This window comes from Chryseobacterium turcicum (assembly GCF_021010565.1).
GTDB lineage: Bacteria > Bacteroidota > Bacteroidia > Flavobacteriales > Weeksellaceae > Chryseobacterium > Chryseobacterium turcicum.
Genome location: NZ_JAJNAY010000002.1, coordinates 703,110 through 721,682, shown reverse-complemented (window position 1 = coordinate 721,682; position 18,573 = coordinate 703,110). Strand labels below are relative to the sequence as shown.

The following is an 18,573-nucleotide window of genomic DNA, read 5'->3' as shown; positions in this document are numbered from 1 at the left end:
ATAAGAAAAATTTGGTGATGAGCATCTTAGACAAAGCTAAAAATTATGTTGAAAACTTATTCAAAGATAAACTATCTTCTGTTTACTTTTATCATAATTTTATCCATACCACATACGCTGTTCAGAAAGCAGATGAAATCATAAAGCATACCAATTTACCTGAAGTTGACAGAGAAAAAGTATTGCTTGCCTTATGGTTTCATGATGTAGGCTTTACAGATTGCAATGCTGAAGGGCATGAGCAACGAAGTGCGGTTATTATGAAAGAATTTTTGAAGAAAGATAATTTTTCTGATGAATATATTGAGGAGGTTTCTAAATTGATTCTTTCCACTGAAAAATACCATCAGCCTCAAGGTTTTCTGGAGGAAATTATGAAAGATGCTGATTTCAGTCATTTTGCAAGCCCATTTTACAGTGATTCTGCAGAAGCTTTGCGTAAAGAATGGGAACTGACGGGAGGAATGTGCTTTTCTAACGACGAATGGAATGTAATGAATGTAGATTTTCTTAAAAATAAGCATAAATATTTCACAGATTACGCCAAAGAAAATTGGGAACCGCTAAAAATGAAGAATGTAAAAAAGCTCGAAAAAAAGCTTGATAAAGAAGAAAAGCCTAAAAAAGAAAACTCAGATAAAAAAGATCAAAAGTCGGATAGAAGTGTAGATACACTTTTCAGAGTGACTTTGAATAACCATACAAGATTGAGTGATATTGCAGACAGCAAAGCCAATATTTTGCTTTCGGTCAATGCGATTATTATTTCGGTTTGTCTTTCTGTTTTGGTGCCTAAATTAGATACTCCGAAAAATGCACATTTGGTTATTCCTACATTTTTTCTTTTAATCTCGAGTGTACTGACGATTATTTTTGCAATTCTTTCTACAAAACCTAATGTTACAAAAACTGTTTTTACCAATCAGGATATTAAAGACCGTAAAGTCAACCTTTTGTTTTTTGGAAATTTCCAGCAAATGGAATTTGATCATTATCTGACCTCGATGCATGATCTTATCAAAGACCGCGATTATATCTACGATTCTATGGTGAGAGATTTATACTTTCTGGGTAAAGTTTTAGACCGAAAATATAAACTTCTTTCGATTACCTATCAGATTTTTATGGCAGGAATTATCATTTCTGTCCTGTCTTTTGCCTATGCTTTCTTGACGCTTTAACTGAAATTAGATGATTGTAAGACAGAGAACGCACTGGCTGAAAATGCTATTTATATGGAAAGGTTCTGTTTTAAAGAAAATAATCACGCAGCTTTTTATTATCACTATTTTCTCTGTCGCGGTATATTATTTTAACGGAAAAATTTACGATTACAAAGTAAAGCTCAATCCCACTGTTTTTACATTGATAGGTTTAGCTTTGGCCATTTTCATGGGCTTTTGTAATACCGCAAGCTATGACCGTTTTTGGGAAGGAAGAAAGCTTTGGGGATTATTGGTTATTGAAACCCGTTCTTTAACGAGACAGATCTTATCTTTTATACCCAATGTTCCTAAAGAAGAAAAACAGGAAATCGTAAAGCTTATTTCTGCATTTTGCTGGTCTTTAAATGATCAATTAAGAGGCAAGTCTGAAACAGGAAATCTTAAAAAATTACTTTCTGAAGATCAGTTTCATCAAATACAAGGGAAGACGTTTATTCCTAATATTATTTTAGGGTTTATTTCAGATTGGCTGCATACTCAGAATAAAAAAGGAAACATCGATACCATCGTTTTGTCTTCTATGAATCATCAGCTGAATCAGTTTTCTAATATTTCTGGTGGTTGCGAGAGAATTTTAAATACGCCACTTCCATTTGCCTACAGCGTTTTGTTGCATCGTACGGTTTATCTCTATTGTTTTTGGTTGCCTTTCGGCTTACTCGACAGTTTAGATTGGATGATGCCTTTGATTGTACTTCTTATCAGCTATACTTTTATTGCTTTAGATGCCATCATTCAGGAGATTGGGGAACCTTTTGGTGAGGAAGAAAATGATTTGGCACTCAATAGTATTTGCAGAACGATTGAATTTTCTATTTTTGAGCAGGCAGAAATTCCACAAGGCGAATTAAAAAAGCCGGATTCTTATTTTGTAGATTAATTTACGCCAAAGAAACTCTCATCGCAAGCAATCCTGTGATACCCTGCAAATCTTCAACTCTTAAAAGTTCAACATCCGTTTTTAAAACATTCTGTTTCTGAAGTCTGTGGATGTATTGTAAATATTCACGCTGATTTTCTAAGCCGAAATAAACAATCGTAATTCTTCCAGGGCAGGTAATTCTTTCGGTAGAATCTTTGATATGGGCTTTTTCCAACCTTTTTTTAATAATTTCAAAGTTAGAATTAAAGGCACCGTCTACATCAAAACGTTTCTCATCCATTCGGAAACGGATGTCTATTTTTTCATTATATACAAAAATTAGCGAAGCAATATCAAGCGAAACCGGAAGGTCTTTTTTGAATACACGAAACTCATGTTCCATTGTACAAAGGGTTTCAAGCTGCCAATATCTCAACTCCTGAACGACTTTTGCAGAATAGGGGAGTTCTGGAGCGATACTAGGACCAATGTAGAGATTGTGCTCTACACCATCCGACTTAAACCGCTCAAAATAATGCGGGAAAATCTCCTGGGCAGCCACTTGTTTTTCGTCTAAAATATCCGCCAATTTACGGTTGAGAAGTGTGATAGAATCGTCTAAATTTTTCCTGTTGGCATAAAAAAGGTCATTCTGAGTAAAGACCTGACTAAAGTAATTTTTGATTTTATCTTTAATATCTTCGTCGCTTTTCACCTCAAGTTGCCCTTGCAGGTAAGGATGGATTTCATCACGTAAAACTCTCTGAAAACGCTGTTCTGTATCTGCTTTGATTTCATTATTGATTTCATTTTCAAAAACATCTAATGCCAATGCAAACTTTTCAGATTCTGCAGAATTGAGCATCGTCATCACATCCTGAAGCCCGTCGCCTTGTTGGTTGAGGTCTTCCAGCATCAGAGTAACGCGCTTGTCTGACGAAGCACGGATGTCTGAAAAACTAAACAGCGGAGTTAGGTTTTTAAATGAAATCTCCTTTAACGTATATATTTTTTTAGATAAGTAAGCATTAAAATAACGCTCAGCTTCATTTCTGAATTTCCAGATAACGCTGTCGTGAATTGTGGTGTATTCACGCTGAATAATAGCTTCAATCTGATTGTTTCTTTCATACGTAAATCTGCTGAGAGAGAAGATAATCATATCGGCAACAAACTCAAGTTTCTTCAATTTTAAACCATTCAAACTGTTGGCTTGAGGGGATGTAAACTCCATCATCGCCAAAAGTTCGTTGTCTTTCATAATCGGAATGACCATGAAGCTATTGATGTTATTATCTTTTAAAATATTGAAAGAAGGGAGTTTTTTAATTTCTTCATCAAGGTTGTCGACGTTGGAAACGACAATCGGTTTTGAGTTGTAACGGATATTTTCAAAAGCCGTTTTTCTTGCTTCTTCATCAAAGGTGTTGATCCAAAAATCGAGAAGATAATTGGTGAAAACATTTTCGTAAATAGGAAGTTTCTCGAGTCTTTTGTTTTTAGTATTAAAAAGCATCAGCCCAAAATTGAGCTCGGCAACATCAAAATAAGATTTAAATATTTCTTTTAAATTCTCATCAGGAGAAGGGTTTTCCAAATCAATTTTAATCATGCTTGACTTCAAATCTGATAAGGCAACTTCCGAAGTACAGTCGATAAGCGAAATAATACTAAACCCATTTAAAATCCATGATTCTGGCTGGAAATATTTTTTCCAAAGCGGTACATCATCCAGATTTTCAAGCAGCATATCTAAAACATCGTCTGGCGGAGTTTTGGTTCCTTCGGCAGGATAAACATCGCTGAAATCTGAGTTGACTGTAATTTTATAATGCTTCATAATTCCCTGTTTATCGGGAATGTAATAATAAAATGGGATGGTAACTTTAATATCTTTTTTAAGGTAGGTCTGCAAAATCAGGCAACAGCAAAAGACGTAATATTCGTCATCACTAATGTCTCTAAACTCAATCTCAAAATCTTTTCCGGCATCATTCAAAATATTCTGAAATCTCTCGGTATAATTGAACGTAAGATTGGTGAGCGGAATTCCTGCCGCTTTAATTTCATTTTTCGTCAAGCCGGTAGGGAAGAGGTCTGCCAATAAAAGCCTGATGAGGTCTTTATGCTTCTCAAATACCGACAAATCCTGAAAACCATCTCTTAATTCTTGAAAGTTTTTGGTTTTCTCAATCAATGATTCGGCATAATTGGCTCGATACTCTAAACGGTCATTGTACCGAATATGTTCTAACACATCCAAATATTTTTTGAACGATATAAAAACCTGAAACGGACTTTCTTTCTTGTAGAGATTTGCCAAAATGTAAGAAAAATTGTGAGGGTAAAGGTATGAAATCTATGAGGGAATTGCGTGTTTTGAACGTGCAAATTTTATATAAAAGACTGGTTTTTTACTATGATGAATGCTTTTATTGTTGAACAGTTTAGATATAAAATAGGATGCTTTGAACACAAAAAACCTCGCAAAATGCGAGGTTTTTTGTGTTCAAAGGAACGAGCGAGACGCTCGCACCCAATGTCATTAAGTTAAGAAAATATCACAGCGTATCTTTTTGATTTTTAGTTGTTTTTGGCTTTATTCGATTTCGGTACTTGCCTACATTTCTTTTGTTAGATCTATCAGGTCTTATGGGTATGAGATGTTTTTTGAAAAGTTGTTTTAGCTCTTCCAATATATCTTGTGTATTTTGTTTTTTGAGAAACATTCCTACTATTCTGTCTTTCATAAAGCCATACGATAAATTGTTATTGATTTTATAATCGTATCTTTTATTCAAGTTCATCTCTTTAATTTCTTCATTTAAATCTCCTATAATAAGTGTCTGCACATTGCTTACAAATAAAGCAGCAAAGAAATCCTGCATGATACTTTGGTAAGAATATCCCGAAAAATGTTCTATTTTTAATTTGTTTTTGAACTCATCATAAAAAGTTTCAATTTTCCATCGCTTAAAATAGAGCTTCTTAAAAAAGAGGGGTGTATATTTTTTGTTTTCCAACAAAGATGTAATGAGCAGTTCTGTCTGTCCGTTAGGTAATTCTATTCTTATGATTCTTACTCTTAGTGAAGGTTTCTTTTGGCTTACTTTCACATAAGGTTTCGTATTTTTACCAGGATTTATTTCTACGATTTCTGATGTTTTCCCATTTTTCATAAAAGATTTTGTTACCGAACTAAAATCTGTTTTTACTCTCATCAAATAATCCAAACCTCTCTGATGATGTTCAAATATAAAATCAAAAGAAGGATAACCTCTGTCATAGATTAGTAAATCTCCTATTTTACAGTGTTGCAAATGCTTTAGTGCCATTTCCCTTTCCCCAATACTTATAGGAGATAAATCACCATCAATGACAAAATTATTCAGAACATCGTACAATACAGAAACCTTAGCTTGTATGACGTAAGTGTCACTTTGATTAGTTGTTCTACCAAATTGACCTTCAAGTTCCTGCGTTATCGGTAATGTAATTCTCGAACCATCTACGGCCAGTATCCTAAAACCTTCTAAGAGTGCAACCCCTGAGTTATCGGTGTAAAACTCACGAACTAATAAGTTTGATAGGTGGCGGAAAACTTTTGGAGATATTTTTTTTCGAGCCTGCACAAAAGCACTTTTGGTAAAAGGCTTCGTATTGGTAATCTCAATTTTCAAATAACGAACGAAATTTTCAATTTCTAAAGAAAGACTCTTGGTAAGGAAATTAACCATTAGAAGCAAAGTGCTTGCGAATGATTGTTTTCTATTACGAGTAAAATCTTTGTCTTTCATCCTATACGTTTCCTGAAGTAAGGTACTAAAAAATTCTGCCTGTATTTTATCTAAAATAGATAAAGTCGTTTTTTTTCAACATAATAACTGTCTGATTACTAAGTAAATATACGAAATACGACTATTAAAAACAATATAAAATATTGATTTACAGATATTTAAATCTTAACTTAATGACATTGCGCTCGCACCAGCGGGAAAGCTTTGGGAATCAAACTCGCTGAGCTCTTGGATGAAGAACAGATTTTGGATATTAATTCTTACGATAAAAATGTAATTGATAAAGTAAGGCTTTTAGAAGAACTCGACGAAACAGAAAAAAAATCCATCTTCAATATTATCGATATTACTATCAGTAGAAAACGATTAAAAGACAATCTTGCAAACGTTTTGCAAGGTATATAAAACGCAAAACCCTCGCAAAATGCGAGGGTTTTTTATTATTTGTCACACGATAAAATCGTGCGGGAGCGAGGAAAATTAAAAATTAGTTGTTAATATTTCTTCTTCTTGTTTTTCGTAATCTAAAATATAGATTTTTTCACTGTTTTTAATAGTAATTTTCAAAGAACCTTTTGGTTTTATAATGGAATCTCCTATTTCTATTTTATCATCCCATCCTGTATGAGTAGGCAAACTATCTCTTCCATATACTACATATGTGGCCCCGTGATTAGTATAATCAGTACTTTTTTTACTCACAATAGATTTAATAGTTCTATTTTCAATTTTTGTAAAAAGTAGGCTATTAAGATTTTCATTACTTATAGGAGTATTTTTATAATAGATAAAGATAAAAATAAAAATACCTAAAACTATAAACGAACCAACAAGTATTATTGTTGGGTATTTTTTATTTAAAAGCATCATTTTTTAAAAGGTAATATTGTATTTGTTCTTGTCCAAGCTGCACCAACATCTAACCCTAGCCCATAGCCAACCCCTCCAGTAGTATAACCATTTTTGTTTTTCCCCCAAGCATTGGGATTGACATTTTGCATGAACGTCGTATTAGTATCTGTAGTTCCTCCATAGCTAATACTTGCTCCAATGCCTGCAGAGTATGAATTACCGTACCCTTCAAAATCATTAACATGAAACATCTGATTGGGATTTGTAGTTTTAATAGGAATAAAATCACCTCCTATTCCTAGCATTAATCCATTAGCTTTTCCATAGGAAAAATAAAATTCTCCGTTCCCATAAGAATCTTTAACATAACCAGCAGCAACAGTGAATCCAGGCGTTACTAATGGTGCAAATGTAGCACTTCCTTGAACAGCTAAACCACTTACGCTTGTTGCAGACGTAGTAATTATGCCACCAGAGATAATACTTAAAGTTTCACCCCCTTCTGCATGTAAAAGAGTAGTTTCGCCATCTCCTGTTTTTACTGTGGCAGAACCATTAGCATGTAAATCGTACATTCTATCATAGCCATCCGCAGAAGATCCAATTGTATTACTTCTGCCTAAACTTGTATAACCTTCAACCGCTTTATTGGTATCTTTCCACTCTACGTTGTTTGTTCCATTTTTTTGATACCAATCAGGAGGGAAAACCCCCTCATTATTTTGGTTTATTGAAGAATAATCTCTATTTGCTTCTTCATTTTGTCTTCCATCTGGATCAATAAATCTTATCGGATTGTTATAAGCATAGGTATAAGGTGACCATCGTCTGGAAGTTTCCGCCAGCGGATCCACCACACCCCATCTTCCAATATCCGGCATATAGAACCTTGCACCGTAGTCATACATTCCCGTCTCTTGCAACTCCTTCCCGTTGTACTTATACTGATAAGAAGGATTACCTACTAAACCATTGTATCCTTCATGCTTCAATCCAAAAGGATAATAGTTGTTTTCTTCAAGAACTTCTACGCTGCTGCCATTATGGAAATAACTTAACCTAGTATTTCCTAAATGATCACTGTAATTGTAAATATACTTATTTTTTACAAAATCAAAGTATCCTTCTGGAGTTGGAACAAACTGAAGACCTGATGAATTTGGGGCAACAATTGCACCACCGTAAAAAGAGTATTGAAAACCATCCAGATAATCTATTTCTTTTGTTGATCCCATTGCCAGATTACTAATTACACTTTTTTTCAGCTTCGTTCCGTCTGCGCGGTAAAGATGGGTAGTTTCGCTTTTTATTTTTCCGATACCGCTTGAAATATTTGACGGTAGGTTCAGATAATTGTAGACAATTGAAGTTATTCCTTTATCCAAATGCTTAGTCATATTTCCATTGGAATCATAGTCAAAAACATTTTGCAATGCATTATATCCTGAAGAGTTATTGAGAACCCCAACAGGAAGTCTTATTTTATCCAAACGATTTCCGGTATAATCATAAATTAAATCATCAATTTTCTCAGCAGTGATTCCAGAAGAAGGCTTTGAAAACCTTTTTAGGCTAGCAATATTTCCGTTGAGATCATAGGTAAGTTGCTCATTATAGTTACCATTGTTGATAAGTGATGAGCCGGGTTCTGAATAGATACCTTGTTGAAGCCTATTTAATCCATCATAGGTGTAAGAATATCTACGTTTATTATCATTAGGATTTGTTGATGTTTTCCAATCAATCTCCGCAATATTACCGTTGAATCTACCTGTTGAAAGACTTGTGTTTTCAGGATTGGTATATTTTATTGAGTATCCGAAAAGATCTCCGCCACTTAAATCAGCAGGATTGTTAATCTGCGTCATCCATCCTCGAATATTATATAAATAATCTACCTGCTGCAATGGTGTGTTTGAACTTGTTCCACCCACTTTCTTGCTTTCCAGTTGTGAAAGCTCATTGTATTTGTTTTGAACCAGATATTCTACAGGATTATTGTCCACCTTGTGGGTGTGAGTCATTAATCTGTTCTGATGATCATAGGTGAAGTTTTCGGTAATTACTTTTTCAGTATCGCTGTTTAATCTTTTGTGTCTGGTAATAGCCATCTTAGGTGTTCCCGAAAAATCAAGCTCAGATTCTGTTTTGGTGTAACCTCCTAAATGATTGATGGAGTGTATTCCGATTGGTCTCCCTTTTTCATCATACCAAGTGTAGTTTTTGGTCCAATTGTCATCTTCAATATTTTTCACATAAGAAGCTACTGGTAAACTTTTGGTACTGATATTTAAATTCTGAGAATCTTGTGAAAGAACAGTTTGTCCTAAAACCTGGGTAGGAATAGAAGGACTTCCTGTAGGATAAGTATCGTAATAATTAACCGATAATACAGTTTCAAGATAAGGAAACATAATGTTGGAGTAATAAACTTCCATTCCATTCTTTGTAAAACCTGCTCTGTCTCGTTTTTCGGTAATCACCAAATTGCTAATCATATTTTGTAAAGCAATTCTGCTGCCTTCTCCTCGTACAATACCTGTGTAGATAACTCTTCCCAATTGATCATATTTGGTAAAAAGCCATTTATCAGAAGGATGCATTACGGCATCTTGGGTAAAGATTAATCTATCAGTTTTGTCATAGACCATATATTCCCAGCCTTTCCCTGGCAGTTTTTTCTCTACCAATCTGTTTTTACCATCGTATTTATATTGATAGCAGAGATTGTTTAATGTAATATCAGGAAATAGACCACTAGTTAAATTTTTAACGGCATCTGCTGCTAAAGGGGGTATAACATACGCTAACTGGTCATAATCATTGTATACATAATAAGTATCGGCATTTTCTGTGTCGCTTAGTACTTTTCTGATAAGCAATACCTGACCTCGGCCATTTTTATATTCAATGGTTTTATTTCCGTCTTCATCGGTTACCATATTTTTATATAATTGGGCAGTAGTGTAAGATGTTGATAGAGTAAGCTTTGATTCTAAATTTGTATAGTCAAATGTGGCTGTAAACTTTTTCACTTCTCCATCTATATTAGCATCATAATTAAATGTAATAGGATGTGTTTGCCAATCTGTTCCAGGCTGTATCTGAGATAAAACCCTGTCTAAAGGTGACGCTTCGAGATTGGAGTGTCCAAAGGCAAAATTATCACCATAATAAGTCGTGGCTGAAGATTTTACTCCTGATTGAATTCCGCCATTCAAGGTACTCATCGGGGCAGGCAGCCAAGAGTCCACCTGCCTTCCAAATCCGTCATATTCGATGTGAGATACAACATCATTTCCAAGTGGGGATGCTTTGATATTGACAACCTGCTTGGGTCTGCCTAAGCCGTCAAGATACTGAACGGTTTCTGCTGTCTTAGAGGCAGTTGTTCCATTATAATCGAGATAGGTTTTTGTATACACATAATTCTGATCTGTGCTTAAGGTTAAAGTTTGCGCATGGGAAAGCTCCACTACAAACAATGTACTTATCGGGATGATTATTTTTTTCATGATTTGGTTTTTATTGTTTGTAGTTGTATTTAAATTCTTTCAATAGTTTACCCGCTGCATTATCCTGTCTGATTTCTTTTAAGCGATTAGCAGAATCATATAAATATACTTCTCTAATACCTGATGGTGGGGTAATGCTTGTTACTCCAATCAATGGATCATAGGTGTAAGTGGTAATTTGAAACTCTTTTAGCTGCAGGAGATTACGGAAATTATTCAAAGCAGTTATCAATGCTGTCTCATTTGAAGGATTTAAAGCATCAGCATCAGAAGCTGTGATAATATCGGTGGCTAAACCGTTTACTAAAGCATATGGATAATCTACAATTTTAGCAATAGGTTGAGTTGAATTATAGCCCCAAATGATTGTTGTAGGAATACCGTCTTTTGTGGTGTATTGCAGAATATTACCTTTTGTATCATATTGGTCAAAAATCAATTGTGTTTCTAAAGCTGTATTCCCAAAAGAAGATTGTATCTGATTTGGAAAATAAGAAGCATTTCCAGTCCAACTGTTGCTGTAGTTTATTTTTTTTGTATCCAGTAATTTTCCATCCTTATAGTTTTCTATTTTCTCTATTTCAGAGATTCTGTTTTGTGAATAAGGTGAGTCTCCTGAATGATAAAAATACTTGGTTTTAAGTATACTTCCATCTTCTGTCATTGCGATATGCTGAGAAATTTGTTTATTTAAGGTATTATATTCAAACGATTCATTTTTTTCTAAAATTCTTTGGGATCCGTTTTCATAGAAATAATTTTCCGTTTTTGTAGACATTAGTTTTGCCCAGCCAAAAGCATCAATTAAAGCTATGTTTTGCATGTATTCAAGAGGATATCCCGCCAGATTTTGAGTTGAAAAAGTATTTCCACCACCAAAGGGAAGTGAAATATTACCTTGTTGTAAGGCTATCTCATATGCATCATATGTATTGAAATAGCTTCCGTCAAATCCTGCTCCGTCTGCCCTGTAAAAGCGGTAACCATATAGCTGCTCGTAATGATCAAATTCATAGCTAAAAGTCTTTTCGGATAGTGGTCTTAATAGATTATCAAAAATAGTTTCCTTTTCTAAAAGCCCTCTTTTATAATCAATATTTTTACTGGGAATGAAGGGTCTTGTATTTGCTATTGAAATTTCTTCAGGATAATCTATCGGTGAAGTATATTCCTGCTCTACTTTACCTTTTCCTGTTTCAAAGACTGTTACATATTTATAGCCCACATCAGAACCATGGGTGTTAATTAGAGGGGTATTATTCAATGTTGTTGTTGTGATGAAATCGATAGTTGCACCAAGTGCCTGTCCACTTAAGAAAGGCGGCTCCGTACACACAGTACTTATTTTTGTTTGCCTTGAATAACTGAAAACCGGTTTGATAAATGATAAAGAACCACTACTCTTATTACTATCGCCCAACCAATTGTAATTATATTTTTTTTCTTTTTCTGGGATTACAGTGTTGCTTACGTAATTGTTGTATAAGTCGTTTGAACTATTTGAAAAATATCCTATTTTGGAAATTCTATTTCCGCCTCCAAATAAATATTTTTTTTCATCATCTGTTGCTGTGTAATAATCAATACTTAAATGATCTGTACCCGTATAGTTTAAATTCAGGCTTAATCTTTTTACAGCATACTGTATATTTTTTTCTAATATAATTTCCTTACAGCAGTCGTTGTTTGGCTCTACACAAAAAATATTAGCAACTAAATTATATTGACCATTGATAACTTTAAATAAACCAATACTTCTATTCCAGCTGTTAGGATCTTCAGGAAGTAAAATATCTGTTTTCAATATTGCTCTTCTATCTTTTGAATGAACAGGAAGAAACTGAAAAGATGAGTTGTTGAAAGATTTATAATCAGAATCTAAAAAAAACTCATTTAAAGTATTTTCCTTAAAATCAGTAACAGGCTCATCACCTATATATGAATAAGTATTGCTTTCAAAAACAAAAATAGAAGAACCTCCTGTAGGATATTGCACTTTATTTAGTAAATCTAGATTGCTGGTTTGTGGTGTTGGAACCCTAAGGGTGGATAGGTTTTGAGAATTGCAGTTATTGGTAACAAGGTTAAAATTCCCCCAATAGTCTAAAGCTATCGTTCCATTCAGATTTTGATCGATCTCATTATATGAGAAGATATATTTTAAAGGTTGTGTATTTATTCCAAAATCTTCAACAACCTCTTTTAAGATTAATCTATTTTTCAGGACATTAGAATATCCATAGTTGAAGTTCACTTTTTTGATAATTTTATCACCAAAATCTTTGAAGATCATCTTGCTAACTCTCACTACCTTATTGTTTAATTGTATATTCGAGTCATTTCTGTCTGTTGCGTATTCAACTGATATTTTGGAATAATCAGTTACAATAATATTTTTTATTTTTTTTACTTTAGTACGTGAAAGTGAGTTGACTACTTGCTGCGAAGGTTGAATTTCATTAAAACAATTGTATTTTGAGTAATATTCGTATCCGTCAGGATAATAATTCTGAATAAAATTAGAGCTGTTATTGACCTCTATAAATTCTGTATCATAAAAATCATATTGAATTAGAAGATTATTATTAGGATCCTTGATTTCTTTTAATTGAAAAGAGCTTCTAAATTCTGTGTTGGAAGACATGGAAGAATTTGGATTATATAAACTTCTGTTTTCAACAGCTTGTGAGGTACTTGTTGTTTCAGAAACATCAAATATATATTGATATCCTTTTTCATCATAAATAGTAAAACCAATCGGTACATAGGGATTGTTGTTAATCATAGAATAATGGTTTGTGATTTTTACCCTATAATCACTTAAAGGTACAACTTCTAATATTCCCGACTGATTTTTCTTTATATAAAAGCGACCGGAATTCCCCATGAAATTAAACTGCCATAGATCATGTTCAGTATCAAATTTGCCTTTTTCTATTGTTTCCCAATAAAACTTGTTGGCTTTATTAGGAAAATTATATGCAAGTTGAGAAAGAACGCTGATGTCATTATTGTAATAGTTATTATCATCTCCCATGATATTATCATGATAAAGACCTATTTTAGAGGATATAGTACCATTAGTATTGCCGTGAACAAAAATTTCGTCCGGCAGTCCTCTCACTGTTCTTGATATACTTCCTCCCGATAATAAGCTCCATCCCAATCCAGCTTCCCCTGCTATATTATCTCCTTTTACGTTTGCCGGATGGTATTTCAACGCCACCTCCAGATTAATATCTTTGGAATGAGTTGAAACCGAAAACAGAGGAATACTTATATCAGGAGTACCGGTATAATTATTAACAGGTACTTCTTCGAATTTCATTAATGCAGCCACCGTTGGAGACGGTGTAATTATTTGGGGTAAATCTGTTTTAATCTGAGGTATACTTGGCGATTGAGAATATATATAGCAATACAGAAATACAATTATAATAGATAAGTTTTTTCTCATATGTTTTTATTTCTTGATCAATTTAGCATTCGCAGTTTTCTTAGTATCTGTTTTTATCACAATCAGATAAGCTCCTTGAATGAGATTTTGCGTATTTATTTTTGTAATCTTATTCTTTGTTTTCAAGCTCTGAAGCTGTCTTCCACCCATATCATAAAGGGTGATGTCTGCTTCCTTAAAACCTTGCTCTGAGCTTGTCGAAGAGTCAAATCCTATTTCTACATAAGCGTAGTCTGATACCGGATTAGGATAGATCTTAATATTCTGTTTCTCTATCAACTGATCAGTTTGTTGATCGCCCAATTTCACAATCTTCCAGTTCTCTTTACCTAATTCTTCAGCACTGGTTCCTGCCAAAACAATAGAACCGTCTTTATTCATCTTCAGATCAGAAAGCCTTTCCTCTTTCTTTCTAGATTCACCTTTTACATGTTTTCGCCACTGCTCATTGCCATCATTATCAATGTACAGCATCCAGAAGGTCTCATCATCGGCTTCTATTCTTCCTTCTGCCTGAGTGTATCCACCCAATAAAACTCCTTTCGTGTTTCTACCATTTCCGGTGTTGATTACATTCATACTCATCAGAATATCACGGTTCTTGAAATTGTAGGATTTTTGCCACTGTTCGTTACCTTTTGTGTTTAAAGAAATCAACCAAACGTCGGTTCCTTCTTCAATGCCAACGGTTTTGTCCCCTGACTTTTCAGATCTCGATTCTCCACCAATAATATATCCGGATGAAGTAAAAACCATGGTTCTTAAATGATCATCACCTTTACCTCCAAAATTCTTTTCCCATTCTACTTTATTGTCCTTGCTGAGTTTGATCATCCAATAATCGCCTTCCCCGAAGTTTTCTGTAGACTTGGGATGAGTAATTGGTAATGAGTAATTAGTAATGTCTGATGAGTCTCCTTTTGCATTCGAATTGGTATTACCCATTACCGATTGCTTATTACTCATATTAGAAATTCCGCTTCTCGAGTAAATTCCCAACAAAGCTCCTCCATCTGGAGTAGGAATCATCTTTTCCACTTCATCGAGGCCTCTTCCGCCTAAGATTATTTCTGAAAGTACTTTTCCGTTTTTATCAAGTCTTGTTACGGTCACATCTTTCGAGCCGAATCCATTGGCTGCATTCTGAACATTTCCAGCAACCATAAAACCAAAATCAGCAGTCTGAATCACTGATCTTGCTTCTTCATCCTGAGCTGTTCCCAAAGTTTTTTGCCACAGTTCATCTCCGAATTCATTGATTCTGATGAGCCAGATATCAGATCCTCCTTTTGAAGCATCTTTTTTGTCTAAACTTTTTCCTGAAAAAGAAGTTCCTGCTAAAAGAAATCCACCTTCCTGAGTAGCAACGGTTGCTGAAAGAAAATCATGATTCTGTCCTGAGAAATACTTTTCCCAGACTTCTTCACCCTGTTGATTCAGTTTGATTAAATGAAAGTCGTAGCCGTTGTTCTGCTTATTATCCGAAGTTATTTTTTTAGATTGAATAGAGCTTCCTGTTATAAGATACTGTTGGTCTATGGTTGTGGTGACTTGTGAAAGAAAATCCTGAGTAGAAGATTTAATATCTTTCTGCCATACCACATCCTGAGCATACAGTACAGCCGTTGTGCATACGAAAAATGCACTCATGTAGAGCTTTTTCATGATTTGCGTTTTTAATGGTTATTATTTTTGCGAATTTAACTTTTTTAAACTTTATACATCATCTCTTTAATGAGAATTAATATGATAAGATTCATGTTGATTTCGCAAACATAATTTCATAGTACGACAAAACTTGACGTGAAATATTGGATGTTTTTATTCTTCCTAATTGTACAATTATAAAAGTATTTTGAATGGCATTAATCAGTAATGAATTAATTTTTAGCGGATTATTTGTCTTTCCGTAGGAATCTAAACTGTTTTTTTTAGCATGTTGAGCTCGCTACAGAATGACAAAGTGTCTGCTGACTTTAATATTTCATGGAATTGAAGAGTCTTGAAAAAAGTACTATTTAAAAATCAAAAAAACCTTTCAAATTATTCGAAAGGTTTAGATTATTAAATCTTACTTTATAACTGAATCTATTATTCTACATTATTAAACAATATAGTCATAAGTGTTAAAGAAGAGAGGGTTTTAGATTAAATATCAGACAAGTAACTGAATTTCACTTTAATAATTTACCTGCAGGTTGTTGTTGGGTGACACAGTGAATCATTCCTCCGTTTTCGTAGAGATTTCTTACATCGATGCCGATGACTTTTCTGTCGGGATATTGTTTTTGAATAATAGCATTGGCTATTTTATCATTTACATCTCCATAATTCGGAACTAAAACAACTTTGTTGGCGACGTAATAATTAACGTAAGAACCTTTGTCTTCCAATTGTTTTCCGTAGGCCGTTTTCACTTTGTTTTTGGTTGCTGGAACATAAACTTTCTGATATTCTTTACCTTTGGTATTGGTTGCAGAGTACAATTTTTCAACATCGCTTTCAGAAAGTCCTAATTCTAGTAAGTCGTCGTCTTTCATGGTAAGCATGGTATTGTGATTGACAAATTTCATGAATCCGTCAATATGCATATCGGTAACATCAAGACCAGTAACGCCGTCTAGCCAAATGACTTTAGAAACCCCATAATATTTTTTGAACATATCTTCGGCTTCACCTTGTGTCATCCCAAGATTTCTTATCGCTTCTTTTTCCTGACTGATTACCGAACTTTTGCAAGCCATCAAAACGCCATTGCCATCAGTCTCTACGGAACCGCCTTCATTGACCATTTTTTCACCAAGCTCAATTACTTTTATGCCTAAATCTTTTCCAATTTTTGAAGGAATCTTATCGCATCTTTCAAAATCATATTTTTCACCCCATCCGTTGAAACCCCAGTTTTCAATTAAAATATTTCCGTTAATATCTTTCACGAAAATAGGTCCATTATCTCTTATCCAAACATCATCTGTAGGATATATTTTAAAGTCTACATTCTTCAATGCAACTTTTGCTTTTTCTAAAATGTTGATGATTCTTTGTTTTTCAGTTTCATTATAAGCAATGATGTGAACTTTTTCGTTGGTTTGCAAAGCTTTTGTCATGTCTACCCAAGTTTGCTCTACACGGTTTCTATACGTTATGCCGTGTTGGTGTTGATGAGGCCACTGAAGCCAGGTTCCTTCGTGTTCGCCTGATTCTTCAGGGAAATGATACGTTTGTGCCATAGTCAAATTGATGCTTAAAGCAATGCATAAGATGGTTATTAAATTTTTCATCTTTTTATTATCTCTTTCCAAAAAATACACCAAAAATTGAGACTGTTTTAAGTTCTTCGTTTATTCTGAAATATGTGAGTCTAAATTTAGTTTAAAATCTACTTTTTAATCACAAAAAAACCTTCCAAAAAAATTGAAAGGTTTAAATTTTAAATATACTGATTCAGATTATAATCCAAACTGTTTAGCAAATAAATCAGGGAAAACTCCCAATGCAATAATTGATACTATAATAAATACAGCAACAATATTGTACGTGATGCTTACTTTTTCGTTGGTCTTAAATGTAGATTCTTTGAAGAAGAACATCGCGATAATTAATCTTAAATAATAAGCGATTGAAATTGCTGAACCTAAAACTGCTACGATTACTAAGAACGCATTGTTGTCTTTGCTTAACGCTTGAGCAAATAATGAGAATTTACCCATAAAACCTGCTGTTAATGGAATTCCCGCCATTGAAAGCAAAGAGATAGTTGCAACGGTTGCTAATAATGGTTCAGATTTAGCCAAACCTTTAAATGCTCCGTAAGAAGTTTCTCTTTTTAATTTTTCAACCCAGATTAAGCACATAAATACTCCCACTGTAGACAATGAATAAGCGAATAAATAAAATGCCAATGTATACGTTGAAAGAGCATTCATTCCGAAGAATACCAATCCTATATATCCTGCGTGCGAAACTGATGAGTACGCCAACATTCTTTTAGCATTCGTCTGTGCAAGACCCATTGCGTTTGCCAATAATAAAGTAATGATAAGGAATACGCCTAAAATGTTAATCCATTCGTGAGTAACACCAGAGAATCCAATCGTCATTAATCTGAATAATGCGTAAAATCCTGAGATTTTTACTACACTTGCCATGAAAGCCGTGATTAACGAAGGTGAACCTTGGTAAACATCCGGACTCCACATGTGGAAAGGTGCTAAAGCTACTTTAAATGCCATTGCACAAAGCATCAATACAACTCCAAGAATAAACATTCCGTTGGTAGGATTTACCGTGCTGAAATCGTGAATTCTGTATAAATCAAATGTTCCTGTGCTTCCGTAGATGAATGCGATTCCTAATAATAAGAAACCTGTTGCAAATGCTCCCATCAGGAAATATTTTAATGAAGCTTCGTTTGACCTAAGGTCGGTTTTGTTAGCTCCCGCCATTACGTACAACGGAATAGACAAAATTTCAACTCCTAAGAATAAAGTCACCAAATTTTGGTATCCGAACAATACAAAACCTCCACACAATGCAAAAAGCATTAATGCATACAATTCTGACTGATGGTTTCTGTGATTGCTGAATGCAAAACCTCCAAGGAAGAATAAAAGCAAAGTCGTTACAATAGAAATTTTTGTAAACAAAGCTGTATTTGCTCCGTACTCATACATCAATCTGTATTTTTCGAAGAAAGAAGCTTCAGGTAAAAAGCTTACATATAATGCAACGATTAACCCAAAAATCCCAATGTATCTTGCGAATTTTCCTTTTTCAAAAACTCCCGAGAATAATGCAGCAACTGCCGTCAGGAAAACAATAATTAAAACACTCATAATTTATATTTGAGATGCGAGATAATAGA

At 34.1% G+C, this 18,573-nt stretch carries 11 protein-coding genes; 3 read left to right on the top strand and 8 right to left on the bottom strand.

Going from position 1 to position 18,573, the window contains the following annotated elements; all coding sequences use genetic code 11:
- The first annotated feature begins 17 nt into the window (after nucleotides 1–17).
- Both LO744_RS18025 and LO744_RS18020 read left to right on the top strand, forming a co-directional pair.
- The gene (locus tag LO744_RS18025) at nucleotides 18–1,181 is read left to right on the top strand and encodes a Pycsar system effector family protein (RefSeq protein WP_230671869.1); all 1,164 of its coding nucleotides are present in this window, start codon (nucleotides 18–20) and stop codon (nucleotides 1,179–1,181) included.
- A gap of 10 nt (nucleotides 1,182–1,191) precedes the next feature.
- Nucleotides 1,192–2,106, top strand: a complete 915-nt coding sequence (locus tag LO744_RS18020; protein ID WP_230671867.1) for a bestrophin family protein — start codon at nucleotides 1,192–1,194, stop codon at nucleotides 2,104–2,106.
- A 1-nt stretch (nucleotide 2,107) separates the two neighbouring features.
- Here LO744_RS18020 and LO744_RS18015 read toward each other — a convergent pair whose 3' ends face one another.
- Entirely contained in the window at nucleotides 2,108–4,411 is a 2,304-nt protein-coding gene (locus LO744_RS18015) for a GAF domain-containing protein (protein ID WP_230671865.1), read from the bottom strand.
- A gap of 238 nt (nucleotides 4,412–4,649) precedes the next feature.
- Nucleotides 4,650–5,930, bottom strand: a complete 1,281-nt coding sequence (locus tag LO744_RS18010; RefSeq protein ID WP_317207270.1) for an IS4 family transposase — start codon at nucleotides 5,928–5,930, stop codon at nucleotides 4,650–4,652.
- A gap of 159 nt (nucleotides 5,931–6,089) precedes the next feature.
- On the opposite strand from LO744_RS18010, the gene LO744_RS18005 reads away from it, so the two are divergent.
- Nucleotides 6,090–6,290, top strand: coding sequence for a hypothetical protein (locus LO744_RS18005; RefSeq protein WP_230671861.1), 201 nt, complete (start codon nucleotides 6,090–6,092; stop codon nucleotides 6,288–6,290).
- A gap of 75 nt (nucleotides 6,291–6,365) precedes the next feature.
- On the opposite strand, the gene LO744_RS18000 is transcribed toward LO744_RS18005, so the two are convergent.
- From LO744_RS18000 to LO744_RS17975, 6 genes are all read right to left on the bottom strand, one after another.
- Complete coding sequence (locus LO744_RS18000) at nucleotides 6,366–6,755, bottom strand: hypothetical protein (protein ID WP_230671859.1); 390 nt, start codon at nucleotides 6,753–6,755, stop codon at nucleotides 6,366–6,368.
- The gene (locus LO744_RS17995; RefSeq protein ID WP_230671857.1) at nucleotides 6,752–10,252 is read right to left on the bottom strand and encodes a DUF6443 domain-containing protein; all 3,501 of its coding nucleotides are present in this window, start codon (nucleotides 10,250–10,252) and stop codon (nucleotides 6,752–6,754) included. Before LO744_RS17995 ends, LO744_RS18000 begins: the two co-directional genes overlap by 4 nt.
- Nucleotides 10,253–10,262: 10 nt before the next feature.
- Nucleotides 10,263–13,709: a hypothetical protein gene (locus LO744_RS17990; protein WP_230671855.1), complete on the bottom strand. Its 3,447-nt coding sequence runs from the start codon at nucleotides 13,707–13,709 to the stop codon at nucleotides 10,263–10,265.
- Nucleotides 13,710–13,715: 6 nt separating this feature from the next.
- On the bottom strand, nucleotides 13,716–15,374 hold the full coding sequence (locus LO744_RS17985; protein WP_230671853.1) for a T9SS type A sorting domain-containing protein: 1,659 nt from the start codon (nucleotides 15,372–15,374) through the stop codon (nucleotides 13,716–13,718).
- 509 nt (nucleotides 15,375–15,883) lie between these two features.
- Nucleotides 15,884–16,990: an agmatine deiminase family protein gene (locus LO744_RS17980; RefSeq protein WP_230671851.1), complete on the bottom strand. Its 1,107-nt coding sequence runs from the start codon at nucleotides 16,988–16,990 to the stop codon at nucleotides 15,884–15,886.
- A 168-nt stretch (nucleotides 16,991–17,158) separates the two neighbouring features.
- Complete coding sequence (locus LO744_RS17975) at nucleotides 17,159–18,544, bottom strand: NADH-quinone oxidoreductase subunit N (RefSeq protein WP_230671849.1); 1,386 nt, start codon at nucleotides 18,542–18,544, stop codon at nucleotides 17,159–17,161.
- Nucleotides 18,545–18,573 lie beyond the last annotated feature (29 nt).

Bases quoted from the DNA above. Each gene is read 5' to 3' on its own strand.
- LO744_RS18025 (WP_230671869.1), top strand. From the start codon at position 18: ATGAGCATCTTAGACAAAGCTAAAAATTATGTTGAAAACTTATTCAAA.
- LO744_RS18020 (WP_230671867.1), top strand. From the start codon at position 1,192: ATGATTGTAAGACAGAGAACGCACTGGCTGAAAATGCTATTTATATGG.
- LO744_RS18000 (WP_230671859.1), bottom strand. From the start codon at position 6,755: ATGATGCTTTTAAATAAAAAATACCCAACAATAATACTTGTTGGTTCG.
- LO744_RS17995 (WP_230671857.1), bottom strand. From the start codon at position 10,252: ATGAAAAAAATAATCATCCCGATAAGTACATTGTTTGTAGTGGAGCTT.
- LO744_RS17990 (WP_230671855.1), bottom strand. From the start codon at position 13,709: ATGAGAAAAAACTTATCTATTATAATTGTATTTCTGTATTGCTATATA.
- LO744_RS17985 (WP_230671853.1), bottom strand. From the start codon at position 15,374: ATGAAAAAGCTCTACATGAGTGCATTTTTCGTATGCACAACGGCTGTA.
- LO744_RS17980 (WP_230671851.1), bottom strand. From the start codon at position 16,990: ATGAAAAATTTAATAACCATCTTATGCATTGCTTTAAGCATCAATTTG.
- LO744_RS17975 (WP_230671849.1), bottom strand. From the start codon at position 18,544: ATGAGTGTTTTAATTATTGTTTTCCTGACGGCAGTTGCTGCATTATTC.